The following is a 25,771-nucleotide window of genomic DNA, read 5'->3' as shown; positions in this document are numbered from 1 at the left end:
TGTTTTATTTGGCTCCCCGGGACAGGCTCGAACTGCCGACCTAGTGATTAACAGTCACCCGCTCTACCGACTGAGCTACCGGGGAAAAGTTCGCGTAGGATAGCGATGGATGGCGTTTGCGTCAACCAGCTGTATGCGTCTGCTAGCCCAAAGGCGTAATGTCCTCTTTGCGGTGTACGAGGAGGTTGCCGGAGGCAGGTCGGCTGCCCCCGGGTTGCTCCTGGGCGTGCAGCTCAGGACGGAAAGAGTTTCTGGGTGATCTCTGCCACGTGTTTTCCCTGGAAGCGGGCAATGGCCAGCTCGTTGGCCGAGGGTTGGCGGCTACCATCGCTTTTGGCGAGGGTGCTGGCCCCATAGGGAGTGCCGCCGCTGATCTCCTCCATGTTGGTCAGCTCAGGGCAGGTATAGGGCACGCCCACGACGATCATCCCCTGATGGAAGAGGAAAGGATGAAAACTGAGGATGGTGCTTTCCTGACCGCCATGCTGCGTAGCGGTACTGACAAACACGCTGCCGACTTTGCCCACCAGGGCGCCTTGTTGCCAGAGACCGCCGGTGCGATCCAGAAAATTCCGCATTTGGCCACTCATGTTGCCAAAGCGGGTGGGGGTGCCAAAGAGGATGGCATCGTAGTCCCCCAATTCATGGGGGTGCGCTTCTGGCGCGCTTTGCGCCTTGACGTGCATGACCGTCTGCTTTTCCGCATCCAGGGTCTCCGGCACGCGCTTGATTATCACCTCCACGCCAGGCACCGAGCGCGCACCCTCTGCTTCTGCTTCGGCCAACTGCTCTACGTGTCCCCACAGGCTATGATACAGCACCAAAATTTTGCTCATCTCCGACTCCTTTTTCCATTACGCCAGTTGTCCGGCCCGATAGTCCGTTACCGCTTGCTGAATTTGCTCCTCGGTATTCATCACGAAAGGCCCATATTGGGCAATGGGTTCCCCCAACGGTCGCCCTGCGACCAGCAAGACTCGGCTGGCGCTCGACGCGGACAGCGCAACGCCAGAGCCGGCATCGTCCAGAATAGCCAAATGCTGCACCGGGACTTTGTGCGCGCCGATCTGCACCTCCCCCTCATAGGGCACGACAAAGGCGTGGTGACTGGGGGACAACTCCTGCCAGAAGCTTGCCCCCGCGGCTAATTCGAGGTCGATGATCAAGGGTTCTGTCTGCGCCCGTTGTACGGCACCCTGCACGCCATGACTACTGCCGGCAATGACTGTCCAGTGGTTGCCCTGGGCATCTACACCGCGCGGCAGATCTGCGGCCTGAAAGTCCCGATACCATGGCGCGCAGAGTTTGTCCGCGGCGGGCAGATTCAGCCAAAGCTGAAAGCCGGCCATCCGTCCCTCGGCCTGCTGCGGAATTTCGGAGTGAATCACCCCTCTGCCCGCTGTCATCCACTGCACCCCGCCACTCTCCAGCAGGCCCTCGTGTCCGGCGCTGTCGCGATGCAGCATGCGGCCAGCCAGCATATAGGTGATGGTCTCGAAGCCGCGATGCGGGTGGTCGGGAAAACCCGCGATATAATCGTCGGGCTCATCGCTGCCAAAGGCGTCGAGCATGAGGAAAGGGTCGAGCCGCTTTTGCAGCGAACGCTCGAAGAGACGGGTGAGTTTGACCCCGGCGCCGTCACTGGTGACGCGCCCGGCGATGACGCTCTCGACGCCTCGGCTCTGGGCAGAAGGCTGGGAAATGCTCATGGTGTCGGACTCCTTGCACAGTTTTGCGCGTAGTACCGACTTTGCATATTATGGTAATACATATTTTTGTAAAGTAGGTACTGATTAGTAACTATGAGAAAGACCATTCAGGAAAGTTCCTGCCCTATGGACAGCTTGTTGCGGCTTCTCATGGGGCCGTGGACCACTTATATCCTTTGGACCCTGCGCAATCAGGGACCGCTGCGTTTTGGCGCCCTACAACGTGCTGTAGGAAAGATTTCGGCGCGTATGCTGACTGAGCGTCTCCGCTTGCTGGAAGAAGCAGGAATTATCTACCGCGATTATCGTCCCACCGTTCCACCGGAGGTCAGCTATGGCCTGACCGAACGTGGCCGGGAATTGGGAGTGGTACTGGATGGGCTCGACGTCCTGGCGCGGAAGTGGGCGACTGAGGGATTTGTCGCCACGTCTCGATAAACTCCTCTTGCGAGGGGGACGGGGAGTCGATACCCTGCTCGTTGATTTCGGATAGGGTGAGAGTATGGCAGCGTTGATTTTTGATACGGAAACCACCGGGCGCAACGCGCCGCAACTGATTGAGGCAGCGTGGTTGCGGGTAAATGACCTGCGTACCCTGGAGGTGGAAGAGCAATTCGTGCAACGCTACCGTCCGGAAAAGAAAATCGAGCTGGGTGCCATTGCGGTGCATCACATCCTCGATGAAGATCTGGCTGATTGCCCACCGGCAAGCAGCTTCCAGTTGCCCGCCGATACCGAGTATCTGGTGGGGCACAGTATCGATTTCGACTGGGAGGTGGCAGGTCGGCCCGAGGTAAAGCGCATCTGCACCTACGCCATGAGCCGCCGGCTGTGGCCGGATATCGACAGCTTCTCCCAGTCTGCCTTGCTGTATCACTTCAGCAAGGACCGCAACAAAACCCGGGAAAACCTCAAAAATGCCCATTCTGCGCTTGCCGACGTGAAGTTTTGTCGGGTCATCCTCAACCGGATCATCTTGGCGGTGCGGCCCGCCAGTTGGGAGGCGTTGTGGGAGTTCAGCGAGCGCGCCCGCATTCCTGATACCATGCCCTTTGGCAAGCACAAGGGCGTCAAAATTTGTGATCTGCCGGATGATTATCGGCGTTGGGCATTGAATAACCTCACCGATATGGATCCGTACCTGCGCAAGGCCCTGGAGGGGGCGGCCTAGTCTCACTTCTCTTTGACCCGGGGACTTTCGTGATACCCGAGAGTGCAGTACTTCTGCTCTTTGTGGCCGCCTCTTTGCTGGCAGTGATCGCCAATCGCCTGCGCCTGCCCTATACCGTTGCCTTGGTATTGGGTGGGCTGCTGCTGGGAAGTCTGCGTCTGTTCCAGACCCCGGTGCTGACCCATGATCTGGTGTTCAGCATCTTCCTGCCCGGTCTGATTTTCGAATCTGCCTATCACCTGTCTGCAAGTACCCTTTGGCGAGATCGCCTCGCGATTTTCGGTTTGGCCGTCCCGGGCGTTTTTCTGTCGATGATTGTAACTGCCTATGTTTTTTTGGCGGTATATCCCTATCTTCCCCATTTGGCCGGCATGAATCTGAGCCTGGGCGTGGCGTTGGTTTTCGGTGCCGCGGTCGCTGCCACCGATCCGATTTCGGTGGTTTCCATTTTTCGCCAGCTCGGGGCGCCGGCGCGGCTGACCTTTTTGATTGAAAGTGAAAGTCTGCTCAATGACGGCACCGCCATCGTCTTTTTTACGCTTTTTCTGGGCATTGCATTGGGTAAAGGCGTTAGCCTTCCTGCTCTGGGACTGGAATTTGTCACCATGGTCGGTGGTGGAGCCTTGCTGGGCCTGATCATCGGTTGGCTGAGCTCGGAAGTCATCAAGCGGGTAAACGACGGTATGGTAGAGATTACCATCACCATCCTGGCGGCTTACGGCAGTTTTCTGTTGGCCACCCAACTGGATTTTTCTGGTGTCATCGCCACCGTGGTGGCGGGTTTACTCTGTGGCAATTATGCCGCCCAGCGAGGTATGAGCGCCTCGGTGCGCATGGCGGTAAATACCTTTTGGGAATATCTCGGCTTTGTCCTCAATTCCCTGATCTTTTTGTTGGTGGGCCTGACCATTCATCTTCAGGATTTGTTGAAGATCTGGGCGCTGGTTCTCGCCGCCTACCTAGCAGTCACGGTGGCACGCGCCGTGGTGGTCTATGGTATGGGCGCCATTCTGCGACCCACCCGCGCGCGGATCCCTCTCAACTGGAACTTCATCCTGCTCTGGGGCGGAATTCGCGGGGCGCTATCGATGGTCCTGGCACTCAGTCTGCCGATGGAGTTCCCTTCCCGCGATCTACTCATCAACCTGGTTTTTGGCGTGGTGTTGCTGACGATTCTCGTGCAGGGGCTGAGCATCTCGCCGTTGGGACGCCTCTTTGGCGTCCTCGCGGGCAAGAACGACAATGAAAACTTTGAGAGGAACCGCTTGCGTCTGGCCCTCGCCGAGCACGACCTCAACGAGCTGAAGGCCTTGGAACAGCAGGCTTTGCGCGACCCAAAGGTACTACAGCTATTGCAACGGCAATTTTCTCAGGAGCGTGTGCAGATACAAGAGACGCTAGCGCAGGAGGAGGTCGACAATGACTGGATTCGTCAGCGCGACTATGTTCGCCTGTATCGACGCCTGCTGCTGCAACGCAAGCAGAAAATTCTGGATGCGCGGCAAGAGGGGTTACTGAATGAAGCTGGTGCCGAGGAGTTGCTTGCGGATGTCGATGCGCAGCTGCTGGAGCTGGAATCGGCGCCTGCCAGGGCTTTTCAACGGGCGAGCGAAGACGCTCAGGATCTTCCGCTGAAAGAGTGAGACGTTGCATGGGCCTCTCCCATAGATGCCCAGACGATCCCTCTACTGGCGCTCCATGGGTTTTTGGAGGGGGTACAGGTGCTCCCCCTTCAGCTTGCAGAAGGTCGCTGATCGATGAAGTGACTTTTGAGAATATGAAAAAAGCGTTGGTATTTGCGCAGCTCGCGGTCGAGGATGAGTACCTGGTCCATGATCTCGTCGGGATGGGCGTGATTGATACTACCGAGTAGTTCCCGCAATTTTTCCTGTACCAGATCCTGTTTTTCCTCTAGCGCCTCGAGGGCCTGCTGTAAATCCGTGGGCGGCGTGGCAGCCGGGCTTAGGGCAGCCGGATGTTGTTTGATATTCATCTCGTTACTCCAGAGTAAAAGGGGCCCCGAAAAACGGGGCCTCTAGTCATCAGTGACCTGCGTACATCGCTTTTTTGGTGTAGCGACCGCGGAATACCCAGATCTGGTACCAGTTGTACAGAATCATGATGGGCACAAAGCCAGTCATGAAGAGGGTGAACACTGCCAGGGAGTCTGCCGGATTCGATGCCTCTTGAATGCCCCAGGTATGCGGGACGATGTACGGGAACATGGTTGCCCACATGGCAAACCACATCAGGGCAACCACGCCCTCGCCCCAAAGCAGCGCGACAAAGTCACGCGAGGCAGCGTGCGCTGTCATCGACATATAGGCAAAGCCCAGGATCACCAGAATCCAGATCAGCCATACCCACCAATTGGCGCCGGTCCATTTGGCGGCTGCCCACGGGAAGATGGCATAGGACCAGACCAAGGTGATGACGATCGCTGCCAGAGCGATCATCGAGAAGGCATTGGTCCATTTCTTGGCGCGCTCGTGAATGACATCGCCAGGAACGAATCGGGCACAGAGATACAAACCCCCGGCGAGACTCGCAGCAATGACCGCACCAAAGCCGGTCCAGATGCTGAAGGGACTCAGAAAGGTAAACGGCCCGCCGGCGTAGTGGGGAACGGCGTCGAAGGCATTGGCGTGGGCACCTGCCACCCCTTCGGCAGCGATGTGGTGCGCCATAGGGAATCCTTGCAGGGCGCCGCCCAATGCCACACCAGCACCAAAAGGAGCGAGCACACTTCCAAATGCAAACATCCAACCCCAGAAGCGCTTGGAACCGATGGCATGCACATGAAACTCAAACGCAATGGCGCGCGAAATGATACCCCACAGGGCAAAGGCGAGAGGAATCAGTAGGTAGTTGAAGGCGCTCCCGTAAACGGATGGAAAGGCGCCGAACAAGATACCGCCAGCGACGACCAGCCAGGTTTCGTTACCATCCCAAAAACCTGCCATGGAAGCCATGATGGCACCACGTTCCTCTTCATCCGGCGAAAACAGTGCAAAGATGCCGGCACCCAAATCTGCCCCGTCAAGGGCGATATACAAAAGAAACATCAGACACAGAATCAGCCACCACCAGGTGGATAGTGCGCCGACGATCCTGGATACGTCTTGAAAAAACATGTGGAATGTCTCCGTGGCAAGGCCGGGGTTGCACCCCGGCTCATGGATTTACCGGCTCTTATCGAGCATCGGCTTGCTGGCAAAGGTCGGCTTGGCAAAACCCCCGCCCGCCTTCTCCTCCTCGTGGCTACCTTCTTCATTGTGATGGGTGAAGAGGGTGTCGGAGTGCGGAATGTTGTCCACACCCTTGGCAATGACGCGACTGAAGAAGTACCAGGCCCCCGACCACACGGTCAGTTCGAAGATGATGTAGCCAACGAACCAGAAGACCTCCTGACCGAGCGACATGTGGCTAACGCCCTGATAGGTCCGCATCAGGTTGAAAACCACCCATGGCTGACGGCCGATTTCCCGAGTCCACCAGCCACACCAGATGGCGAGGTAGGGAAGAAAGCCCGAGAAGACCACCGCGCGCAGGAACCAGGGATTCTTGCGTAGCGATTCGGCATTGAGCTTGCCGCGCAGGCGTAGCCAGTTACCCCAGAGCGCCACAAAAAATAGGAAGAAGCCGATCGCCACCATCACGCGGAAGGAGTAGAAAGGCACCCAGACATCCGGACGATCTTTGGCCGGGAACTGGTCCATACCCGTGACCTTACCGTTCAGGGTGTGGGTTTCCAACAGACTCAAGACATTCGGAATGGTGATGGCAAAGACGTTGCCGTCATTCTGGGCATTGGGAAAGGCAATCAGATGCCAGCCAGTATTGACTTTGCCGTCCGGCAAGTAGGTGTGGTAGTGCCCTTCCATGGCAGCCAGGGAGGTCGGTTGCGTCATGGCCACGTCCCGGCCGACGGAATCGCCCAACCAGATCTGCACGGGGGTGACGATCAGTAGCGCCAGCAAAGTTGGCTTGAGCAGCTTGGTAAAGAGATCAGCGTTGCGATTCTTGAGGATAAACCAGGCGCTGACGCTGGCAAAAACGAAGAGGGCCAGCTCGACCGTCGCCACCCACATGTGCGGGAAGCCCCAGACAAAGTTGTCATTGAAGATGGCGTGCCACCAGTTGGTGACCTGAAAGAGACCATCTTTGAGTACGATGCCGTTGGGGGTCTGCATCCAGGAATTGGCCACTAAAATCCACATGGCCGAAAGACTGGAGGACAGACCGACATTGAAGGTGGCAAAGAGATGCATCCCCTTACTGATCTTGCCCCAGCCAAAGACCATCAGGCCGATGAAGCCGGCCTCATACATGAAGGCAGTAATGGTCTCGAAACCCAGGATATTGCCGAAGAAGGGGCCAACGGCCTGGGAGAAGGGCCCGTAGAGGATACCGAAGGCCATTTCCATGGTGACACCGGTCGCTACACCTGCGCCAAAGTTAATGATGAGAATCTTCTCGAAGAAGCGGTTGAGCTTGTACCATCGCTCATCGCCCGTGCGCAGCCAAGCGACTTCCAGAATAAACAGCAGCCACGACATTCCAATGGTCATCGGTGTCCAAAGGATGTGCATGGAGGTGATCCAGGCGAAGTCCATACGGCTGAGGAGCACGGGCAAAGTGTTTTCTAAAACCATGACTCACTCCTATGTCAGTTTTGGTAAACATAAAGTACACAGTAATGTACGTATTTATATAAGCAAATGCTGTACCATCTGAAACGGTCAGTAAGTCCCTGATCTTTGCCTCCATCGGGGGAGATGTGGTGGATATCACCCAATCTCCTGGGGTATATCCACAAGTTTTCTATATGTATAAAAAAACATTTTTATATTATCTACCGTCGGAGATTTTCATTCCAAGGCTTGCCCGGCGGCGTGACTCGTGCGATTTTCTCGGCTTCTGGCAAGGAGAAACTGTGTTCCGATTTTTGCGCAAGAGACGTTTCTGGCTGGAGCTGGCGATCTGGATAGTGTTGCTCGCGGGAGTCTATTACTTCACCCAATGGCGCGGCAGCAGCGCCGCGCTGGCAGTCCCCCGGCAACTGCCGCCCATCAGCGTCCGCTCCCTCTCCGGACAGGTACTTGCGCTGCCCAGGCCGCCGCAACAAATCCTGTTCATCAATTTCTGGTCCCCGGATTGCCCGCCCTGTCTGGCCGAGATCCCGGCTCTGGTGCAGTTGCAGAGCTGGCTTGGCGGCAAAAAATTCAGCATTGTGGGGATTGCTGTGGATGGCAGTAGCGCCAGTGCAGTGCGGGCGCGCGTGCGGGAGTTCGGCATCAATTACCCGGTCTACCTGGCAAGCGGGCAGGGCGCCAGCGAGGCGGTGGGGGGGGTGCTGCTGACACCCACGAGCTTGCTGGTGAATGCCAAAGGGCAAATCATCGGGCGCTATGTCGGCGCCAGCGCGGTACCCGTCATTCTTTGGCACCTGTTGTGGGCCAGGATATGAGAGGAGACCGTTGATGCAGCGCAAGAGCCTCTTCCGCCAAACTGCCGGGACTCTGGCCCTGGGTATTGTCGCGTTGCAGATTTTTTCCGTGCTTTCCATCATCGTTACCGTCCTGCTGCCCCTAGGTCAGCGCTCTGCGGAAGATCTGGCCGGCCTGTTGATCATGACTGCCCAGACCTATCAACAACTGCCGGCAGAGCAGCATACCGTTTTCTTGCAGCGCGTCGCGCGCGATAACGGTATCTATATCGGTGCGCCACCGCCCGATTTTGACATTGGCAGCAGCCGCAGCCACCTTTACGGAAAAATTTTGTCCGAGGTGTTGCGTAAACGCTTGGGGAAAACGGTGCCGGTATTTTCGGCGCACGACCCAAAAGGCACCCTCTGGGTTGCTATCCCCACTCGCGGACAAGCGGTCTGGATGCATTTCGCACGTCGACGCCTTACCGCCACGTTGCCTCTCGGTCTGCTGGCGATTCTGGGAATCTCGACCCTGTCTCTGCTGGTGTTGACGATCATTCTGGTACGCCGTGTATTGCGACCCCTGGCGGTTCTGGCGGATGCCCTGCGGCGCAAATGGAATGCCCCCCTACCGTCGCTGCCGGCCAATGGTGCCAAAGAATTCTACGATCTCCTGGATGCCTTTGAGCGTATGCGCACCCGCCTGCAAGCGATGATCGACCACCAGTCCCTGCTGCTGGTCGGCATTTCCCATGATCTACGCTCACCCTTGACCCGTATCCAGATGGCGCTGGAATTCTTGCCGGAAGACACGCCACGGGAGCTGCGCGAGGGTCTGGCCGAGGATACCCAGCGCATGACTGAGCTGCTGGCGCAGTCCCTTGCCATTGGTCGGGGGAGTTCCGCCCGTATTGCCGATCTCGACCTGGTTGCACTCCTGCAGGTGACGGGCGAGGCGTTTACTCGGGCCGGCGGCGTATGGCAGGCAAGCTTGCCACGCCGTTATCCATTTCGAGGGGATTACGAGGCGTTGCGCCGTCTCTTCGACAACCTGTTGGATAATGTGCGCCGCTATGCCGGCGACCGGGTGGAGGTGACCCTGCGCAAGCGCGACGGACGGGGGGTGCTGCTGTTCTGTGACGACGGACCCGGAATACCAGAGGATCGTCTGGAAGCGTTACTGGAGCCGTTCAGTCGTGGGGACAGCGCGCGGGGGCACAGCGAAGGCAGCGGTTTGGGCCTGGCAATTGCGCGGCAGATTGCCGAGGCGCAGGGCTTACAGTTACGTCTCTATAACTGCGGTGGTGGGAGCGGACTCTGCGCGGAACTCTCCTGGGAGCTGCGCGCAGAGCCAAAGCTACGATGATGGTATGGTCAGGCCAGCACCTGACGGCTTCTGGCAAGAAGATCGAGGGTCCGGCGATCTGCGATCCGGTAATACACCCGGGTGGCTGCCTTGCGCATCATCACCAGGCCCTGCGCCTGGAGCAGGGCAAGATGCTGGGCGGCATTGCTGTGGCTGGTGTGCACTGCTCGCGCAAGGTGCTGCAGGTTCATCTCGCCGCGGCTGAGTAGGCAGAGCATGTGGTAGCGCAAAGGATGGGCGAGCGCGCGCAGGGCACCCGCCAGGCGGTAGATTTCTGTTTCGTCGAGAACGGTTTCGGTCATGGCGATAGCCTCATGTGGAGATGGGTACCAAGGCCTGCAGCAATACCCGTGCCGGCCGCAAAATCCATGGCAACCATATGATTTATAATAAAAGACGAAATTCTCTGGTGGTCCGCCTGTCGATCCGCGGCTACATTTCCGCGCGTGGGGGCTCTTTCCCCCCCAGAGGGCAGGTGCTGACCCTGTCGTGGGTCAGCGACAGATCACAATTGGTTGCGCCAGAATTGATCTTCCTTATCCATGATACGGGTGGCCTCTTCCGGGCCCCAGGTGCCCGCGGGGTAGGTGATGATGTAATCCATCTCCCGTGACCAGCGCTTGATGAAGGGGTCGACAGCGCGCCATGCCCATTCGACCTCATCAAAGCGAATAAACAGGGCCTTGTCTCCCTCCAGCACGTCGAGCAGCAGCGCCTCGTAGGCATCCAGTTCTTTTTCTCCATCGCGGCGATAACTGGCATTGAGCTGGGTAGGGCGGATGCGCATTTCCAGACCCGGTTCCTTGACGTGGAGCTCAATTTTCAGACTCTCGGGCTCCAGCGATAGAAGAATCCAGTTGGGCTCAATGCGGTCGATGGGGGTCTCGCGGAAGAGCTGCTGCGGGGTATGACGAAAACGGATGGCGACGCTGGAGCTCTTGGTAGGCATGCGCTTACCGGTGCGTAGATAGAAAGGGACACCACGCCAGCGCCAGTTGTCGATGTAGAATTTCGCGGCCACGAAGGTCTCGGTAATGGAATTGGGTGCCACTCCCGGCTCGTCGGCATATCCGGGCACATGCTGATGGTCGATGATGCCCGGTCCATACTGGGCGCGAATTGCGTGGGCATGGATGGCCGTCTTGGGAATCGGGCGGATGGAGCGCAGGACCTTGACCTTTTCGTCGCGCAGGGCATCGGCCTCCAGGGAGGGCGGAGGCTCCATGGCCACCAGGGTGAGGATCTGCATCAGATGGTTTTGTACCATATCGCGCAAGGCCCCTGCCTGATCATAATAACCAGCGCGATTTTCTACCCCTAGGTCCTCGGCTACGGTAATTTGCACGTGATCGATGAAGTTGCGATTCCAGACGGCCTCGATGGGAAGATTGGCAAAACGGAATACCAACAGATTTTGTACGATCTCTTTGCCCAGGTAGTGATCGATGCGGTAGATCTGTTCCTCCCGAAAATGACGATGGATTTGCTCGTTCAGCTGAATTGCGCTTTCTAGATCGTTGCCAAAGGGTTTTTCGATCACGATGCGGTAGTCGCCATCGCGGTGAAAGCCTGCAGCCGAGAGATTCTGTAGCACGGTAAAGAAGTCCTGCGGGCGGATGGCGAGATAAAAGATGCTGCGTTCGGGCTGCTGTGCGCCATCCTTGGTCAATTGTTTTGCAAGGTGTTGGTACAGATCGGCTTCGTGCAGTTCTCCCCGCACATAATGAAAGCGGGCGGCAAATTTCTCGAAGTGCTCTGGATGAAAGTCGCCTGCAAAGGATTCCAGTTGTTCGCGTAAAAATTCCAGCCAGCCGGAATCATCCCAGGGACGTCTGCCCACGGCGTGAATCTGCAGCTCTTCGGGAAGCAGGCCAGCGCATTGCAGGTGATAGAGAGAGGGCAGAAGCTTACGTGAGGCGAGATCGCCGGTGGCACCGAAGATGACAAACTGACAGATGCAGTCTTCGTTCATTTTGCCTCCCGTACTACGGCGTGACCACCAAATTGATTGCGCATCATGGCCAGTAGCTTGGTGGCATAGTCATCCTTGCCCTGACTGGCCCAGCGCATTTGCAGGGCGAGGGTGATTACCGGGGCGGGAATCTTTTGTTGCAATGCCGCCTGCGCGGTCCACAAGCCTTCGCCGGAATCTGCAACGATGGGGGCGATATCCGCCAAGACCTGATCCTTGTGCAGGGTAGCGGCGGTGAGATCCAGCAACCAGGAGCGTACCACGCTACCATAGCGCCACATCTCGGCCACTGCGGCCAAATCCAGATCGAATTCTGTCTTGCCCTGGAGGATGGCAAAGCCCTCGGCGAGGGCCTGCATCATGCCGTATTCAATACCGTTGTGGACCATCTTCACGAAATGCCCGCTGCCGACCGGACCGCAGTGCAGCCATCCCTTATCAGGCCCAGGAGCAAGGATTTTCAGAAAGGGTTCGACCTTGGCCACCGCTTCTGGCTTGCCGCCCACCATCAGGGCGTAGCCTTCCTGCAGGCCCCAAACGCCGCCGGATACGCCAGCATCCACATACTCTACGCCATGGGCCTCGACTTCCTTGGCCTGTGCCATGGACTCACCATAAAAGGCGTTGGCACCGTTGACGAGGATGTCGCCCGTGGCAAGGAGTGGCAAGATTTCGTGAATGTGCTCGGCGGTCGGGGCGCCTGCAGGCAGCATCAGCCACACGACGCGCGGGGCGGGGAGTTGTTCGACCAGCTCCTGCAGGGTGCTAGAGGCTTGCATCCCTGTCTCCTGCGCCAGCGCCTGCGCCTTTTCGATATGGCGATTGTACGCGACCACCTCGGCACCATCGCGCTGCAGACGGCGTGCCATATTGCCGCCCATACGCCCCAAACCCACCATCCCGATCTTACCTACGGCCATATTTCACCTCCTGACGATCACCCGCTGACACTGCTATGCTCTCAGTATAGTCAGCTCATAGGGATCAGGACGGATGGCGATGGAATTTTCTTTGGGTACGCCGCTGGCAGCGGGGGCAACACGGATTCTGCTGCTGGGCGCCGGTGAGTTGGGGAAGGAGTTCGTCATCGCCGCCCAGCGTCTCGGGGTGGAGACCATTGCCGTCGACCGCTACGCCCATGCGCCCGCCATGCAGGTGGCGCATCGTAGCGAAGTGATCGATATGACCGATGCCAACGCGATCCTGGCCCTGGTAGCGCGTGAGCGGCCAGATTTTGTGGTGCCGGAAATCGAGGCCATCGCTACCCATGCCCTGGCGCAGATCGAAGAAAGAGGTCTGGCGACGGTCATTCCCACGGCGCGCGCGGTGCGCCTGACCATGGATCGCGAAGGCATCCGTCGCCTTGCTGCCGAAGAACTCTCCCTACGTACTTCTCCCTATACCTTCGCTGCTTCTTTGGCGGAGCTGCAGGAGGCCAGCGCGAAAATCGGTTTCCCCTGCGTCGTCAAGCCGGTGATGTCATCCAGTGGCAAGGGGCAGTCGGTACTGCACTCTGCCGATGAAATTCCCGCGGCTTGGGAGGAGGCGCAGAGCGCCGGGCGGGTGCATGGCCAGCGGGTCATTGTCGAGGGTTTTGTCGATTTCGATTTTGAAATCACCCTGCTGACGGTGCGGGGGGCGGCGGGAACGGTCTTTTGTGCGCCCATTGGCCATCGTCAGGAGGCGGGCGATTATGTCGAATCCTGGCAGCCGCAGCGTATGTCCGATAAGGCGCTGGCTGCAGCGCAGGAGATGGCACGGCAGGTGACGGAGGCCTTGGGTGGTCGCGGCATCTTCGGGGTGGAATTTTTTGTGCGCGGCGAGGAGGTGTATTTCAGTGAACTATCGCCCCGTCCCCACGACACCGGAATGGTGACGCTGATCAGCCAGCGCCAGAACGAATTTGAGCTGCACCTGCGCGCAATTCTGGATTTGCCTCTCGACCCCGGCTTGCGCCGCCCCTCGGCCTCGGCCGTCATTCGCGCCGGCGAAGTCGGCTGGGGGCCGGTGTACAGCGGAATCGCTACTGCCCTGGCCGTCCCCGAAAGCGATCTGCGGTTGTTTGGTAAGCCGCAGGCGCAAAAGTTGCGCCGCCTGGGGGTGGCATTGGCCAGCGCAGACACCATCGACCTCGCCCGCGAGCGGGCAGAACGGGCGGCCGCAGAAATCCGCGTCGCCCGTGCTTAAGCGTTAGCCTCATTGCGCTTTGCTGCGAGGAAGCGTTTTCACAGTAACGGTGACGCTGTTTTGCTCTTGTGCCGGTATTGCTGTGGATGCGCTGGCCTTCTTGTCGCCCGAGCCGAAATGCCAAGTTTGTGGCACCGGTTGGGTGAACAGGGGATCTGCTGTGTCTTCTGGCGCAGTGACGGTAATATCGGCTAGTGCCATTTGCGTCAGTGCCGCCAGGATAATCAGCGCCATAAGAGAATGTTTCACTACTTTGCGATTCATGATGATCACCTCCATGGATATTGGGTAAAACAATTTTTCATTTGTTCGCTTGGTAAAGCAAAGAGAATCTTTTGTTGCCGTATTTTATTTTACAAATAATAATCAAAAATACTTTTTATGATAATAATATGTAACCATGAATGACAAATAAAAAAGGCAGCGATAAACCGCTGCCAAGAACCACACGCCACCATGTGGAGGAGGAGATATTCTCTTAGAAACTGTATTGTAACATCAGACGATCATCGACGAAGGTGCCATGATAATTGGCAAACGGGTTGCTGTGATCAATGGCCAGACGATTACGCAGAGACAGCCCTTTCCAGAATCCTCTTGGGGTATACGTTACATCAATATAGTTGGCATCTACGTTGGGGTAGAAAGGTGCAGTGTGATACCAGCTATAGGAATATTTGAAGCGAAGATTGGGTAGGGGAAAGAACACGAATCCGGCTTTCCAGGCATGGCCAGATGCAGACGCCGAAATGAGACCGTAGTCCATGATGCTGGTGTAGAGGGGATCAGCACTGTATTGTTGCGTGAAAGGCGAAATGAAGCCGCCGTTCATCAATGTCTGGCCATTGGGAAGAGTGGTGGCCCGCTGTGGGATCTGGTTGTAAGCTGCGAAAATACTGCCGTGCATACCGTCAAACCGCGCCTTGAGGCCCAGCATGCCACCATACACCGTGGCGTTCACCGGTCCTGCCAATTGGGCGCCGTCGGCCCATTCCCGCGCGTATTGGAAATCCGCAAATGGCTGAAAATGCTGAAACAGAACTGGTGTGGTGTAGCCCACTGTGCCATAGAACATGTTCGTCAGGTCATAGAAACGGTAGAACCATGCCGTTGCTTTTATCCCTAGTTTCTGCCCCTTTATGCCAAAGGCAAGGGTACCGTCGCTGTTGTCGGGTAAGTAACTGTAATGGGCGTTGTAGTTGAGTAGCGTTTGCCGATGATAATCCGCTTGAATACGATTTTTGTAGCGAAATTCCCGAATCGCAATAATGCTCAGATCGGGTAGGGGATGGAGAGTTGCGGTGACCGCCTGATAGGTATTGGGGATCATGAAAGCGTCGGCGGGTCCCATCCACGGCGTATTGAGTAACAAATTGCCAACATCTACCTTCAGCCAGGGATTCTGGTATTGCAGATAGGCCTGCCCCAGTACATTCAACGATGTTCTGGAGCCCATCAGTAAGGGGTCCAGACGTTTCTGATCGCCGCTCGTGTCATTGGCCCCGAGATCATTGGCCGTGTAAAACGCGACCCCGGCGCTTACACCGTAAAGAGGCGCCGTCTGTACTTTGATCATACCGCCAAGAGAATAGGCATAGCGGTTTTCTACGGCATCACCGCCAAACATCTGGTTATAATAATAGGAGCGAATATTGCCCGTGACCGTAGACTTCTCCAGGAACTGCTGAATCGTCTGACCATGGCTGATTGCTGGTAGAGCCATCAGACCGACTATGAATAATGGTATTTTTTTCATTGATCACTCCTCTCTTCTTCTCTCTGCATGAAAATAAATTCTTTGTTCTTATGAGAGAGAATAGGTGGTTCAATATCTGGACGCCAATGCTTATTTATAATTGGTGAAATTATTTCTGGTAATCGCTCTGCCCTTGTCGTTGGTGGACTTGTTGATCTATGTTTGAGCGAGCATATCAGCAAGGGAGCATGTCAGGATGTAAGGGAGATGAACGTGCAGGTGGGGGACACGGTGGCCGCCATCATCAAGGCAACCAACGTTTCTATCGGCAAATGACTCAGAACTTGTAGGTAAACATCACCCGGTTGTAGACAAAGGAGTGCTGACCAGAGCCCGGATACAGTCCGGGCGCACCGCCATTGCCCACCTCGACCTGATCCCGCAGGCAGAGGCCCCGGAACATGCCTTGCGGGAAATAACTCACATTGAAGTGGGTCCAGTTGCTGTCACCGGAAAAATAGGTGTTGAACTGGGAATAGCCGGCGGTGAGTTGCAGTTGCTTCGGGATTGGCCAGTACGCGGCGCGCACCCGCCAGCCATGCCCTGGTCCCACCCCCACCAAGCCCTGAATCATGGCGTCTACATACAAAGGGTCTGCCGTATAGCCGACGGTGTAGGGCGAGACGAAGGCACCGCCGCCCAGGGCATTGGCGTGTAGCTCGGTGCTGTCATATGCATACCAGAGACTACCGTGGGGAAAATGAATGCCCGCCTTGACTCCCCAACTGGTGGTATTGACGCCTTGGCCAGGCTGTCCGAATAGGGTGGTTCCGGTACTTGCAAAAGCCTCGCCCGCCCCCCATTCCCGGGTAAACTGGGCAGCCACAAATGGCTGTACTGGAGCGGAAACCGGCAAACGGTAACTGCCGTCCCAATAGAACATGTTGGCAAACTGATCAAACTGGTAAAACCAGGCCTGGGTCTTGGCACTGTGCCAATGATACTGGGCGCCAAAGGCCAGGACACCGTTGCTCGGATGCTCCGCTGAGTAGCTTTGCGGCAAGACGTTGGGGCCACCATAGAGGTAATCGCCGTAGCTTGGGCCGTAATAGTAGAGGTTGTCGCGGGTGAACTGATCGTTGGTGCGATCCTTCCAGCGGAAGACGCGCAGTGCATCCAAGGTCAGACCGGATACTGGGTGCACGGCAAGGGTCACACCCTGATAGGTGACTGGAATGACCCGCCCGCCCACGCGATTGAGCCAGGGGGTGTCGACGAGCTGGTTACCGACCTTGGCGGTGAGCCAGTGGTCCTGGTATTCCAGGTAAGCCTGACCCAGGGCGTTGACGGAGTTTTTATCTCCCATCAGGGTCTTGTCCACCCGGGCTGGATTGCTTGCCAGCGTGCCCATGGCATTCGCCGTGTAAAAGCTGACGCCCACGCGGAATCCCGACAGGAAGGGCGCCGTCAGTACATTGATCCGGCCAGCCAGGGAATAGGCATAGGCGTTGACGGTGTTGGGGGTGCCATATAGGCGGCTGAAGTAGTAGGAGCGAATCTGGCCGTCGATCTGGCTCTTGGCAAAGAACTGACTCAAGGTTTCCGCTTGAGCGCTGCCCGCAAGGGCGCAGCTGGCCAGGAGGGCTGCGGTGATGGTTTTGCGTTTCATGGTCAAATTCCCTGTTATATATGATATACAATTAAATATAGCGATGCTGAGAAAGAAGGCCTGCGGTTTCCAGCAGGCCCTTTACCAGATCTTGGTAGGGAGCTGGCGAATCAGTTCAGAGGCTCACCCTTGGGCGCGCTGTAGCCGTCTTCGCGGAACATCTTCTGCCCTTCCGGACTGCGCAGGAAGGCAACGAATTCCTCACCCAATTTCGAGTTCGGAGCATTCTTGAGTACGGCAGCGTAGAAGACCAAGGGCTTCGGTGTGACGGTCTTTTCCTTGCCGTCCACATTGATCTTGAAGCTCGCCTTGTCGTACCAGGACTTCGCGTAGGCAGGGTCACTCAAATTGATTTCGACCGGCAGTTTGACGTAGGGCAAATGCAGGGACTTCACCGCACTCAGATAGCCCGAGGATGCCGCCATCTGTCCGCTTTTGAGGCGTGCCATAAGAGACATCTCGGTGTAGATCTGCTGCGGGTTTTCGATCGGGCCGAGGATCTTCTTCATTAGATCTGGCTGGTGATAATAACGCTCAGCCAACTGCATGGTGAAGACGATGTTCTGCCCCTGGGGGTCGGTCTTCGGGTCGGTGCGCCCAAAGGTCGCACCGGGCATCTGTAGTACCTTGTACCACGGTTTGCCGGCGGCAAAGTCCTTGGCGAAAGGGCTGTTGGGACTGTAGGCGATGACCATCTGGGTACTGGCGACGGGGTAGGCGGTCTTGACCAGCCCTGCCTTTTGCAGCACTTCGATGGGGCCGGGAGTGATAGATATGAACACGTCAGGTGTGATCTGATGGCCAGCGATCAGATGCGCCAGAGCGTAAGCCCCTTGGCCCTCGCCGCGGAATTCTACGTGATGGCTTTTGGCAAAGGCGGGGCCCAGATGCAGGTTCATGACATTCCCCATGGATCCGGCGAAGGCAGCGAGCATGGTTTCGGCATTAGCAGCTACGGGCAGGATAAGGCCCAAGACGAGGGCGGCGGCAAGAGGGGTTTTGCGAGGAACTTTCATCGGCGTAGTCTCCAGTACAATATGATATTCATAAGTATATAAAGCCTTGATCGAAATGTAAACTAGAATATAGCGATAGGCCTATAAAATTGGGCAAACTCCTGGTTATCTAGTCTAGTGGGAGCTCTTTTTTCGCTGTGTTTTGGGCTCGCTGCGCCACCTCGGCAAGATGTCAATTGGGGTGATCCCGTTGTCCACCAGCTTGTTGTCTATTTCGGCATATCTCCTTTTAAAGACAAAGCCCCCGCGTCGACAGAGAAGCGGGGGCGATTTTTTGAACCTACCTTGGTGGTGGCCCTCCCGGTGGCGGAGGCGGCGGTGCCCCTGGCGGAGGTGGCGGTGGTGGAGGAACCCCTAAGCCCGCGAAATATGCTCCCGGCGGTGGCGGTGGCGGAGCACCGGCTGGTGGCGGAGGTGGCGGTGGTGCTCCCGGCGGTGGCGGAGGAGGTGGCGCCGTGTAGTACCCATAGTAATACTGCGGATAGTAGTACCACATCAGATACTGTGCGTAGAGTGGCTGTGGATAGTATTCCACATACGCTGGAGGCGGCACCCAGAAACTGTACTGAGGGTAATTGGAGAAACCCACGGCATACCCCGGTCCGCCTAAATCCAGACTGAAGTTCAAAGGGTCAGCGTGCGCCGCCGCGACTACACCAAGCCCTGATGCGAGCAGCAGTGAAATCAGGGTTTTCTTTGCTGGCTGCAACATGAAAGATTCCTTATTCCATTACGAAATGTTTAAAACGCCGCCCCAATTCCGACCGTACCACGCAACAGGTTGGGTGCGCCGGCTTGGGTGAAGTCGTCATCGTGTAGGCCAACAAAAAAATTCAGATTGGCTACCAGAGGATAATAGGCAGTCACCCCCATCTGCAGCAGATTCGAGGATCGGTTATACCGCAGGGGCGGAAACCCTGTAACGTGACTGGTTTCCGAGACACCGCCCAGATATCCCAGATACCCGGTTACGTTCGCAAAAGGCAGGGAAGCTGCGGCGTACAAACCACCGCCAAGGTTGTCGAGACTCTGAGACGATTGCGAATTCAGGTAGGCATCGTTCTCCGAGAAGCGGTTGTATTCGTAACCCAGATACGGTCCGACTGCGAGAATCGGGCTTGCTGGGAAAAGGTAACCGATTTTCAGGCCAAAGGTGTTACTGTCACCGCCCGTATAGCCTTGATAAGCGGGACCGAATTGATGGCGATACTTGGCGGTACCGAAAAGTCCATTCGAAAACAGGCTTCCCCGCACGCCGAGGCCGCCGGCAGTGTTGCCATACTGGTTCGTGGTTCCCTGAACATTGCCGGACACGTCGACCTGATTCATGACGGAGTAAATAGATGCCTCTGCCGTTGCGGTAGCAGCGAGCAGGCCAGTGCCAATCAATACTGCGAACAACCGATTTCTTTTCATGGGATCACTCCTGTTTCACGGCTTGTGAGCAAACGCAGCAATCCTTGTGCCAACTACAAAAATACACCTTATTTTCGAGGGATACCGCAGGAGACGGTCAAGCCCTCCAGTGATTTCCTCCAAAAGTGTCGCCTGTAGGAGACGAGATCGGCCATTGATCTGTGTAAAGAGAGGCATCTCGGCGTTGAAGAGTAGGGAGTTTCGCAGCCCGGCGGCAGACTTTACTGACTGGCATCTTTCCTGCTTTGATTTGAACAATACGATGGGAGGCAGCGATGAATAGCAAGCATTACAGCCGTACCGTTCTTTGGGGAATCCTGTTGGTCTTCTGGGCCTATTTCGCCACAAGTCTCAGCAGCGCGCGGGCCGATACGCTCTGTTTGGCTTTGGGAGTACCCCCTGCCGGTGTCTGGGTACAATCTGCAGGAGAGGGCCTGTATACCGATGGCTACAGTCCGGCCTATTCCTGGCGGGCGTATCGACAGGAGAGGCGCTGGGAAAAGTGGCAACGAAAGGCGGAACATCGCTATTGGAAGGCGCACCGTAAATATTACAAGAGGATGTACAAAGCAGAGCGAAAGTACGACCGCTCGATCTATGGGTATTGAAGGAGAACGCGAATGAACATCGATTGGCGCAAACGCAAGGGCGTGAGGCTAGTTGGTTGCTTGACCCTCCTCGGGTTGAGCCTGGGGCTCACGGGATGTTACGCAGAAGTTTCACCACCGCCGCCGGGTCCAGGAGGAGTCTATGGGCCACCACCGCCTCCCCCTCCGCCCGGGCCAGGCGCACCTCCGCCACCACCCCCAGGGCCACCGCCGCCCGGATACTACAACTGATGGAGGATGTGTTTCTGCGGCGACGAGGCGGTTCCAACCTCTGCCCGCCGTAGAAACGCTTCAACGGTTTTCGCATAGGTGACTGCAGATGGTGGAAGCGGTTCTCCCGAGGCTACCCGGGTGGGGCCGGCGTTATACGCCTCCAAAGCCATAGTCAGGTTTCCGTGAAAGAGCTTGAGGAGGTTTTGCAGAAACTGCGCCCCACCCAGAATGTTCTGTTGCGTTTGCCAGGGGTTGACGTGCAAAACCTTCCATGCGGTGGCCGGCATCAGCTGCATGGGGCCAATGGCCCCAGCAACACTGACCGCTCCTGCCTGCCCTCGACTCTCCACATAGACCACGGCAGCCAGCAACATTGGGGAAAGGCCAGTCTTGTGGGATGCCAGCCTGATTGGCCTTACAAAGGACCCTGCCAAGCGATGCCACGCTTGATTCTGCTCCGACACCATAGCCTTCCATTGCAACGCAATAGGGATACCGGGCGGGGCGGATTGCAAGGATTGGGGGAGAAAAAAGCAAAGTGGCAGCAGGACAAGGCCCTGGATCAATTGATCCCGTAGGCGAAGTCTGCGCAGGCGCATGGTGATCAATCCTGAGCGCAAGAGGGAATCGTAAGGCCTGGTTCCCCGCAGATGCGATCAAAAACGGACTGCACATTTGCTGCCAGCTTGTGAAGAATAGGGTCTATAGCCCTATCTCTGGGATCTTTACTTGACACCTTGGGTATTAAGGCAAGCCTTGCGACCATTGATGCTGATCCGGAAGGTGATGGAAGACTGAGGCCGCACCAGACCTCGCAATTTGGTAAAAGAAGACATGATGTACCCTCCTGCGTGTTGAGACATCTTTAGTCGCAGCATGTTTCGTGCCAAGATAAAAGATGCAACAATTACCCGATGAACAGCGGAATAGGCGGCCAATATACGAAGACTGACTGTAGCCAGATACCTACAGTAGCGAGGCGAAACTGATGATTTTTCATCGTACATTGCGTCGGCTACTGCAAATCACCATTGTGCTTCTCTTGCTGATACCGCTCTCCGGATGTCTGGCTCTTATTGCACTCAATGGCGCGGGAACTGTTGCCTATTACAATCTGCCAAAGAAGGATCGCCCCTCGTTGCACATTGGAAAATAGGGAGAGTGCCATTTTTGTTTCAAATTGACGTGAAATGACGCTATCTCAAGGGACGTTATTTAACCCGTTGAATGACTGCTTTCAGTCTGCTGCCGATCATTAGCGTTTATCAGCAGCAGGCAGAAATTGCTCCACCCAATGTCGATAGGCCAACTCAGGTCAGGGTCAATTCCAGTCAATCGATCGTCGCTATAGTACGAGGTCTTGAGTAATAGTCCCCAAAAAAGTCGCGCAGACCGAAGCCTGGGACAACTATTATTAACAAATCCGGACCATTGCAAATACTCACTCATGCACGAATATGTTTGTTTTTGCTCCACATAGCGCTCGGTATGCGGCATGTCGGTTTTTGCTCTGAATCGACTGCTAACCTCCAGCAGCGCCCCAGTGTTCCTCATTGTAGACGGCCACGCCATCCACAAGGCCAAACTGGTCGGTGACTTCGTCGCTACCCAGGAGGGTCGATTGCAGTTCTCCTACTTGTTCTCGTATGTACCTCAACTCAACCCAGATGAACTGGTCTGGGACCATGTGAAGAAACAGGTAAGCAGGCAGATCCTCCAGAGCCAGGGCGACCTCAAGTTCCTGGTCTTATCCGCGCTCCGTCGCCTGCAAAAGCTGCCACACATCGTCGCCGGATTCTTCCGCCACCCAACCTGTCGTTACGCCATCAGATTATGGCCTTACTTTCTGTAAACTTGTTATCCAATCCGCCAGCTTCTGGTGGCACTAGTATCCCGGACTCTGGAAGGAGAGAGCGCTGTGGCGAAAGGCAAAGCGACGAATGTTCTCTCCTACTTGCAAGAGGGTGCGTTTGCCACACGACTCTGAGGGGAGTGAGGATTTATGAAAAATCACTCGCTCCCGTTTTTCGCCGTTCCTTCAGCACGGACAGTTCCTCAAGGTTCCAGGCTGCCAGAAATCCAAAAAATACCAAAACAGCCGAGACCATAAAATCCCAATGCAAAGCAAGCACGATCTTCTCCGGATGCGCATGAGATGAATGGCCCACGAAGTGGGTAAAGACCGCGCCAAAGCCAGCAACCCCCAAGGTGCCTCCCATCGAGCGAAACAGAGATACGGTGGAAGTGGCTACGCCCAGGTGCCGGTGCGGCAATGCCCACTGGGCAGACAGCACCATGACCTGCATGGTCGAGCCCAAGCCGATACCGAGCAGCAGTAGACATGCATCAATCAATCCTATCGGCGTGTCTACCGAAATCCGTGACAACAGAACCAACGAAATCGCTATGAGCAGGGTTCCAACAATCGGAAAAAAGCGGAATCGCTGGTGTTTGCTGATCCAGCGACCACTTGTAATCGAGGTGAATAACATGCCGGCGAGGAGAAAAAGCATCTGCAATCCAGATTCCGTTGGAGTCAATTCACGCACTACCTGGAAATACGTTGGCAGGAAGCTGATCGATCCCAACATGGAAATGCCAACGAAGAAGGAAACGATCACACTGGCTGTAAAGGTGCGGTGCCGAAAAAACTGTAGGGGAAAAATCGGCTCCGGGTGTTTTGCACTCCACTGCGTCAAAACCAGCAACGTCAGTAAAAACAATATTCCGATTCCATACCGGAAGATCCCGCTCGGAAGATCAACGAAGAGAATTAACGCCGTCAATCCAACAACCAATGAAACAGAACCAGCCCAATCAAAAGATACCGAACGGTGATCAACCTTGGGAAACGCCCATTGGATAACCGAGAGGCAGAACAAGCCAAAGGGAAGGTTGAGGTAAAAGATCCAGCGCCATCCCCATTGTTCGACCACAAAACCACCGAGCAGCGGTCCTACCAAGGTTGCCAAACCAAAGGCTGCACCGACGAGTCCTTGATATTTGCCACGCTGTTCGAGTGGAATGAAATCGGAAATGCTGGCAATGGCACTGACCAGAATCCCGCCGCCGCCTAAGCCTTGTAAACCCCGGAACAGAACCAGCGTATCCAGATTCCATGCGGCACCAGAAAGGGCTGATCCCGCCAAAAACGCGCCTACCGCAAAAATCAGAACTGATTTGCGGCCCAGGAGATCCCCCATTTTTCCGTAAATCGGTAACATGACGGTGGACGCCAGAAGATACGCCGTAATCACCCACGGCAAGTGCGCCAGCGCATGCAGTTGTTTGGCAATGGTGGGTAATGCGGTGGCTACCACCGTCTGATCCATGGCAGCCAAAAAAATGGCTGAAAGTACAGCCAGAAACATACTTTTTTGGGTAAAACTCAATCGATACGTGGAAGTATCAGCCATTTCCTGGGTGGTCTCCGTTGCTACTTGCTGTTTTCAGCAAGGTTTCTAACTTGCTCTGTCCCATGCCCATGAGTATAGGCCCCACAAACACGCCCAGTATTCCCAGCATGGACAAGCCAGCCAGATGGCCGAGGAGGATCAGGGTGGATGATATCCTAGCCGTGCAGCCGATCAAAAGCGGCTTGAGCAGATTGTCGGCAAAGGAAGTAACTCGCGCTTTTCCTCTCATGTCCAGGGTTTTGTTTCCACCATGATCGAGCAATGCCTGCCGCAGCTCAGTCAGGAACCCAGCTGGATTTCCCGGCATTCTCTCTCCCAATTTGGAGGTAAAAGCCACTGACGAAGGATTTCTACATCTTGCCAGATCGTGCCCAATCCGCATTGAACTGCGCCCGCAGCTTACCCAAATTACTACCGTTCAGCAGCAATCCCATTTCCCGGTTTGCCTCCAGGCTGGTCTGGGTGAAGTTTTCGCTGCCGATGAAGGCCATCGAGTTGCCCACGATCATTTTGGCGTGCATGTAGATCGGTTTCACCGGCAGGAGACGCACCTGACAGCCGTGCGCGCGCAGGAAAGCGACATCCCGCTGGTCCTCCTCATTGATGCTGGACGGCAGGATCAATCGAAGGTTCGCGCCCTTCGCCGCCAGGGCATCAAGGATCGGCGCATAGGGGCCGAGTTCTTCGGATTCAATATCAATGGGCCCTGGTTGATTGATGACCTGGAGTAGTTGGTCGGCAGAAGTCCCAGGAGAAAGAACAAGTGCCCGGTGCGCAAAGTCCGGTGCCCGACGATTGTTCCAGTCGGCATTGAAAACAGCGTTGGCCGCCTGCACCACGGAAGGATTGTGCGTGACATAGAGATACTCCCGATTTTTGTGGAATGCCGACCAATCGAGGTTGGCCGTGCCAATCTCACACTCGTGGCCACTGCAGACGTACTTGGCATGGTAGAAGGCATAGTGATCGCCGTGGCTGGTGAAGCGATAGGGTGCCAGGTGCAATTGCGCTCCGGTGCTTTCTATTCTGCGCTCTTCCTTTTTTACCTGCCAGGGTCGCATATCGTAGGGTTTGCCTTCGATGATGACGCGAACTTCGACGCCGCGCCGTTTGGCTTTCTCCAATGCACGCAAAATAGATCGATCGGACAAGTAATAGACACCCACGGAAACCTGATGCCGGGCTGAATCGATGACCTGCAGGACTGATGCGGGACCGGCTTGGGGCTCAACGTATAACATGCGGTTCTCCAAAGAGTTTTATAATCTGGGCTCTACTCGATCTCTGCGTGGTAGTTCTTCATCGAAGGTGCCATCGGAACGACTCCGAAGTAGCACCCAGACCACGCAGCCGATCCAGACAAGGACTGTCCAGCCGAGAAGTCCATTGACCAGCAAAAGCAGCAGCGGTCGTGGTGCATCAAGAACCAGCCCCAGGATGGTGGGCAGAAGGTAAAGTAATATCAGCACGACAAGGCCAATGACAACGAACACCACAGACCCCGCAGACGTGGATAACAGCCAATGTTCCACGGTTCTACCTCCTGTTTTCCCATGCAAGCTGATTCTCGCCTTGCTGCAAACAGGCGGCAATCCCTGTAGTAGCCCAACATACAGTACTCCGGCCACTCCCGCGCACAGAATCCGGCCAATTTCCGTAGGGGCGGCAGTGGGTTCTACCCAGGGCAGGACTTTTTCCCCCGGGTGACTGACTCTACTACACCCCAGACAACAATTAACCCCGTATTCAAGCGTCCAGAAAGTGTGCGGTGTTGCCATGGATGTGACCGTAGAGATGGATGCCGTCGCTTCATTTGCCAAACTGCTCCCAAAGCAGGGACTAGCCACTCTGTGACAAATTCCCCTGCAATCGCATGCGAATTCGCATAATTCGCATACAAA

General features: G+C 56.1%; 27 protein-coding genes and 1 tRNA gene. 9 read left to right on the top strand and 19 right to left on the bottom strand.

Annotated elements, in window-relative coordinates; genetic code table 11:
• Positions 1-9 precede the first annotated feature (9 nt).
• The 3 genes from AC2VNM_RS02190 to AC2VNM_RS02180 all read right to left on the bottom strand — a co-directional run bounded on the left by AC2VNM_RS02190 (position 10) and on the right by AC2VNM_RS02180 (position 1,709).
• Positions 10-85: transfer RNA gene (locus tag AC2VNM_RS02190), tRNA-Asn, on the bottom strand.
• A gap of 148 nt (positions 86-233) precedes the next feature.
• The gene (gene wrbA / locus AC2VNM_RS02185; protein WP_483165316.1) at positions 234-836 is read right to left on the bottom strand and encodes an NAD(P)H:quinone oxidoreductase; all 603 of its coding nucleotides are present in this window, start codon (positions 834-836) and stop codon (positions 234-236) included.
• 18 nt (positions 837-854) lie between these two features.
• A complete protein-coding gene (locus tag AC2VNM_RS02180) occupies positions 855-1,709 on the bottom strand; it encodes a pirin family protein (protein ID WP_483165317.1) in 855 nt (284 codons plus the stop codon).
• 93 nt (positions 1,710-1,802) lie between these two features.
• Here AC2VNM_RS02180 and AC2VNM_RS02175 point away from each other — a divergent pair, with 93 nt between their 5' ends.
• The 3 genes from AC2VNM_RS02175 (at position 1,803) to AC2VNM_RS02165 (ending at position 4,523) form a co-directional block, all read left to right on the top strand.
• Entirely contained in the window at positions 1,803-2,147 is a 345-nt protein-coding gene (locus AC2VNM_RS02175; protein ID WP_486912776.1) for a winged helix-turn-helix transcriptional regulator, read from the top strand.
• A 64-nt stretch (positions 2,148-2,211) separates the two neighbouring features.
• On the top strand, positions 2,212-2,880 hold the full coding sequence (locus AC2VNM_RS02170; RefSeq protein ID WP_483165318.1) for a 3'-5' exonuclease: 669 nt from the start codon (positions 2,212-2,214) through the stop codon (positions 2,878-2,880).
• A gap of 29 nt (positions 2,881-2,909) precedes the next feature.
• The gene (locus AC2VNM_RS02165; protein ID WP_483165319.1) at positions 2,910-4,523 is read left to right on the top strand and encodes a cation:proton antiporter; all 1,614 of its coding nucleotides are present in this window, start codon (positions 2,910-2,912) and stop codon (positions 4,521-4,523) included.
• An 89-nt stretch (positions 4,524-4,612) separates the two neighbouring features.
• Here the strand turns inward: AC2VNM_RS02165 and AC2VNM_RS02160 are convergent, their stop codons facing one another.
• The 3 genes from AC2VNM_RS02160 to AC2VNM_RS02150 form a co-directional block, all read right to left on the bottom strand.
• Positions 4,613-4,873, bottom strand: a complete 261-nt coding sequence (locus AC2VNM_RS02160; protein WP_483165320.1) for a hypothetical protein — start codon at positions 4,871-4,873, stop codon at positions 4,613-4,615.
• Between the two features lie 49 nt (positions 4,874-4,922).
• Positions 4,923-5,945, bottom strand: a complete 1,023-nt coding sequence (locus AC2VNM_RS02155; protein ID WP_483165391.1) for a cytochrome d ubiquinol oxidase subunit II — start codon at positions 5,943-5,945, stop codon at positions 4,923-4,925.
• Between the two features lie 117 nt (positions 5,946-6,062).
• Positions 6,063-7,535 (bottom strand): cytochrome ubiquinol oxidase subunit I, encoded by a 1,473-nt coding sequence (locus AC2VNM_RS02150; RefSeq protein WP_483165321.1) that lies wholly within the window; start codon positions 7,533-7,535, stop codon positions 6,063-6,065.
• 281 nt (positions 7,536-7,816) lie between these two features.
• Between AC2VNM_RS02150 and AC2VNM_RS02145 the strand changes: the two genes are divergently transcribed.
• Together AC2VNM_RS02145 and AC2VNM_RS02140 are read left to right on the top strand one after the other, a co-directional pair.
• A complete protein-coding gene (locus AC2VNM_RS02145; protein ID WP_483165322.1) occupies positions 7,817-8,350 on the top strand; it encodes a TlpA family protein disulfide reductase in 534 nt (177 codons plus the stop codon).
• Between the two features lie 13 nt (positions 8,351-8,363).
• Positions 8,364-9,677 carry an ATP-binding protein gene (locus AC2VNM_RS02140; RefSeq protein WP_483165323.1) on the top strand — a complete coding sequence of 438 codons (1,314 nt, stop codon included), beginning with the start codon at positions 8,364-8,366 and terminating at the stop codon, positions 9,675-9,677.
• An 8-nt stretch (positions 9,678-9,685) separates the two neighbouring features.
• On the opposite strand, the gene AC2VNM_RS02135 is transcribed toward AC2VNM_RS02140, so the two are convergent.
• From AC2VNM_RS02135 to gnd, 3 genes are all read right to left on the bottom strand, one after another.
• Positions 9,686-9,979: an ArsR/SmtB family transcription factor gene (locus AC2VNM_RS02135; RefSeq protein ID WP_483165324.1), complete on the bottom strand. Its 294-nt coding sequence runs from the start codon at positions 9,977-9,979 to the stop codon at positions 9,686-9,688.
• 203 nt (positions 9,980-10,182) lie between these two features.
• Positions 10,183-11,649, bottom strand: coding sequence for a glucose-6-phosphate dehydrogenase (zwf, locus tag AC2VNM_RS02130; RefSeq protein ID WP_483165325.1), 1,467 nt, complete (start codon positions 11,647-11,649; stop codon positions 10,183-10,185).
• Complete coding sequence (gene gnd / locus AC2VNM_RS02125) at positions 11,646-12,569, bottom strand: phosphogluconate dehydrogenase (NAD(+)-dependent, decarboxylating) (protein WP_483165326.1); 924 nt, start codon at positions 12,567-12,569, stop codon at positions 11,646-11,648. The genes zwf and gnd overlap by 4 nt, the downstream gene beginning before the upstream one ends.
• A 73-nt stretch (positions 12,570-12,642) precedes the next feature.
• On the opposite strand from gnd, the gene purT reads away from it, so the two are divergent.
• Positions 12,643-13,836, top strand: a complete 1,194-nt coding sequence (gene purT, locus AC2VNM_RS02120) for a formate-dependent phosphoribosylglycinamide formyltransferase (protein ID WP_483165327.1) — start codon at positions 12,643-12,645, stop codon at positions 13,834-13,836.
• A 9-nt stretch (positions 13,837-13,845) separates the two neighbouring features.
• Here purT and AC2VNM_RS02115 read toward each other — a convergent pair whose 3' ends face one another.
• From AC2VNM_RS02115 to AC2VNM_RS02100, 4 genes are all read right to left on the bottom strand, one after another.
• Positions 13,846-14,100, bottom strand: coding sequence for a hypothetical protein (locus AC2VNM_RS02115; protein WP_483165328.1), 255 nt, complete (start codon positions 14,098-14,100; stop codon positions 13,846-13,848).
• Between the two features lie 214 nt (positions 14,101-14,314).
• Positions 14,315-15,592, bottom strand: a complete 1,278-nt coding sequence (locus AC2VNM_RS02110; protein ID WP_483165329.1) for a hypothetical protein — start codon at positions 15,590-15,592, stop codon at positions 14,315-14,317.
• A gap of 277 nt (positions 15,593-15,869) precedes the next feature.
• Positions 15,870-17,201, bottom strand: a complete 1,332-nt coding sequence (locus AC2VNM_RS02105; protein ID WP_483165330.1) for an OprD family outer membrane porin — start codon at positions 17,199-17,201, stop codon at positions 15,870-15,872.
• A gap of 110 nt (positions 17,202-17,311) precedes the next feature.
• Positions 17,312-18,217 (bottom strand): extracellular solute-binding protein, encoded by a 906-nt coding sequence (locus tag AC2VNM_RS02100; protein WP_483165331.1) that lies wholly within the window; start codon positions 18,215-18,217, stop codon positions 17,312-17,314.
• A gap of 285 nt (positions 18,218-18,502) precedes the next feature.
• On the opposite strand from AC2VNM_RS02100, the gene AC2VNM_RS02095 reads away from it, so the two are divergent.
• Positions 18,503-18,838, top strand: coding sequence for a hypothetical protein (locus AC2VNM_RS02095; RefSeq protein ID WP_483165332.1), 336 nt, complete (start codon positions 18,503-18,505; stop codon positions 18,836-18,838).
• Positions 18,839-18,958: 120 nt separating this feature from the next.
• On the opposite strand, the gene AC2VNM_RS02090 is transcribed toward AC2VNM_RS02095, so the two are convergent.
• A complete protein-coding gene (locus AC2VNM_RS02090; RefSeq protein WP_483165333.1) occupies positions 18,959-19,633 on the bottom strand; it encodes a hypothetical protein in 675 nt (224 codons plus the stop codon).
• Between the two features lie 275 nt (positions 19,634-19,908).
• Here AC2VNM_RS02090 and AC2VNM_RS02085 point away from each other — a divergent pair, with 275 nt between their 5' ends.
• Positions 19,909-20,241, top strand: a complete 333-nt coding sequence (locus AC2VNM_RS02085; RefSeq protein WP_483165334.1) for a hypothetical protein — start codon at positions 19,909-19,911, stop codon at positions 20,239-20,241.
• A 221-nt stretch (positions 20,242-20,462) separates the two neighbouring features.
• Here the strand turns inward: AC2VNM_RS02085 and AC2VNM_RS02080 are convergent, their stop codons facing one another.
• Positions 20,463-20,921 carry a transglycosylase SLT domain-containing protein gene (locus AC2VNM_RS02080; RefSeq protein WP_483167239.1) on the bottom strand — a complete coding sequence of 153 codons (459 nt, stop codon included), beginning with the start codon at positions 20,919-20,921 and terminating at the stop codon, positions 20,463-20,465.
• Positions 20,922-21,949: 1,028 nt separating this feature from the next.
• Here AC2VNM_RS02080 and AC2VNM_RS02075 point away from each other — a divergent pair.
• On the top strand, positions 21,950-22,306 hold the full coding sequence (locus AC2VNM_RS02075; RefSeq protein WP_486912775.1) for a transposase: 357 nt from the start codon (positions 21,950-21,952) through the stop codon (positions 22,304-22,306).
• Between the two features lie 148 nt (positions 22,307-22,454).
• Here the strand turns inward: AC2VNM_RS02075 and AC2VNM_RS02070 are convergent, their stop codons facing one another.
• Genes AC2VNM_RS02070 through AC2VNM_RS02055 form a run of 4 tightly spaced genes read right to left on the bottom strand, consistent with a single transcriptional unit; the run spans position 22,455 to position 25,402 of the window.
• Positions 22,455-23,870 (bottom strand): MDR family MFS transporter, encoded by a 1,416-nt coding sequence (locus tag AC2VNM_RS02070; protein ID WP_486912774.1) that lies wholly within the window; start codon positions 23,868-23,870, stop codon positions 22,455-22,457.
• Complete coding sequence (locus AC2VNM_RS02065) at positions 23,863-24,177, bottom strand: AI-2E family transporter (RefSeq protein ID WP_483165338.1); 315 nt, start codon at positions 24,175-24,177, stop codon at positions 23,863-23,865. The genes AC2VNM_RS02070 and AC2VNM_RS02065 overlap by 8 nt, the downstream gene beginning before the upstream one ends.
• A gap of 43 nt (positions 24,178-24,220) precedes the next feature.
• A complete protein-coding gene (locus AC2VNM_RS02060) occupies positions 24,221-25,111 on the bottom strand; it encodes a phospholipase D-like domain-containing protein (RefSeq protein ID WP_483165339.1) in 891 nt (296 codons plus the stop codon).
• Positions 25,112-25,129: 18 nt separating this feature from the next.
• A complete protein-coding gene (locus tag AC2VNM_RS02055) occupies positions 25,130-25,402 on the bottom strand; it encodes a superinfection immunity protein (RefSeq protein ID WP_483165340.1) in 273 nt (90 codons plus the stop codon).
• Positions 25,403-25,771: the final 369 nt, after the last annotated feature.

This window comes from Acidithiobacillus sp. TH-A67 (genome assembly GCF_057473545.1).
The sequence above is the reverse complement of the archived record's forward strand: the minus strand, read 5'-3'. Positions and strand labels throughout refer to the sequence as shown.

Bases quoted from the DNA above. Each gene is read 5' to 3' on its own strand.
- AC2VNM_RS02160 (WP_483165320.1), bottom strand. From the start codon at position 4,873: ATGAATATCAAACAACATCCGGCTGCCCTAAGCCCGGCTGCCACGCCG.
- zwf (WP_483165325.1), bottom strand. From the start codon at position 11,649: ATGAACGAAGACTGCATCTGTCAGTTTGTCATCTTCGGTGCCACCGGC.
- AC2VNM_RS02110 (WP_483165329.1), bottom strand. From the start codon at position 15,592: ATGAAAAAAATACCATTATTCATAGTCGGTCTGATGGCTCTACCAGCA.
- gnd (WP_483165326.1), bottom strand. From the start codon at position 12,569: ATGGCCGTAGGTAAGATCGGGATGGTGGGTTTGGGGCGTATGGGCGGC.
- AC2VNM_RS02075 (WP_486912775.1), top strand. From the start codon at position 21,950: ATGTCGGTTTTTGCTCTGAATCGACTGCTAACCTCCAGCAGCGCCCCA.
- AC2VNM_RS02135 (WP_483165324.1), bottom strand. From the start codon at position 9,979: ATGACCGAAACCGTTCTCGACGAAACAGAAATCTACCGCCTGGCGGGT.
- AC2VNM_RS02085 (WP_483165334.1), top strand. From the start codon at position 19,909: ATGAATAGCAAGCATTACAGCCGTACCGTTCTTTGGGGAATCCTGTTG.
- AC2VNM_RS02180 (WP_483165317.1), bottom strand. From the start codon at position 1,709: ATGAGCATTTCCCAGCCTTCTGCCCAGAGCCGAGGCGTCGAGAGCGTC.
- AC2VNM_RS02080 (WP_483167239.1), bottom strand. From the start codon at position 20,921: ATGGTGTCGGAGCAGAATCAAGCGTGGCATCGCTTGGCAGGGTCCTTT.
- AC2VNM_RS02150 (WP_483165321.1), bottom strand. From the start codon at position 7,535: ATGGTTTTAGAAAACACTTTGCCCGTGCTCCTCAGCCGTATGGACTTC.
- AC2VNM_RS02115 (WP_483165328.1), bottom strand. From the start codon at position 14,100: ATGAATCGCAAAGTAGTGAAACATTCTCTTATGGCGCTGATTATCCTG.
- AC2VNM_RS02090 (WP_483165333.1), bottom strand. From the start codon at position 19,633: ATGAAAAGAAATCGGTTGTTCGCAGTATTGATTGGCACTGGCCTGCTC.
- AC2VNM_RS02170 (WP_483165318.1), top strand. From the start codon at position 2,212: ATGGCAGCGTTGATTTTTGATACGGAAACCACCGGGCGCAACGCGCCG.
- wrbA (WP_483165316.1), bottom strand. From the start codon at position 836: ATGAGCAAAATTTTGGTGCTGTATCATAGCCTGTGGGGACACGTAGAG.
- AC2VNM_RS02140 (WP_483165323.1), top strand. From the start codon at position 8,364: ATGCAGCGCAAGAGCCTCTTCCGCCAAACTGCCGGGACTCTGGCCCTG.
- AC2VNM_RS02100 (WP_483165331.1), bottom strand. From the start codon at position 18,217: ATGAAAGTTCCTCGCAAAACCCCTCTTGCCGCCGCCCTCGTCTTGGGC.
- AC2VNM_RS02070 (WP_486912774.1), bottom strand. From the start codon at position 23,870: ATGGCTGATACTTCCACGTATCGATTGAGTTTTACCCAAAAAAGTATG.
- AC2VNM_RS02175 (WP_486912776.1), top strand. From the start codon at position 1,803: ATGAGAAAGACCATTCAGGAAAGTTCCTGCCCTATGGACAGCTTGTTG.
- AC2VNM_RS02060 (WP_483165339.1), bottom strand. From the start codon at position 25,111: ATGTTATACGTTGAGCCCCAAGCCGGTCCCGCATCAGTCCTGCAGGTC.
- AC2VNM_RS02105 (WP_483165330.1), bottom strand. From the start codon at position 17,201: ATGAAACGCAAAACCATCACCGCAGCCCTCCTGGCCAGCTGCGCCCTT.
- purT (WP_483165327.1), top strand. From the start codon at position 12,643: ATGGCGATGGAATTTTCTTTGGGTACGCCGCTGGCAGCGGGGGCAACA.
- AC2VNM_RS02155 (WP_483165391.1), bottom strand. From the start codon at position 5,945: ATGTTTCTTTTGTATATCGCCCTTGACGGGGCAGATTTGGGTGCCGGC.
- AC2VNM_RS02065 (WP_483165338.1), bottom strand. From the start codon at position 24,177: ATGCCGGGAAATCCAGCTGGGTTCCTGACTGAGCTGCGGCAGGCATTG.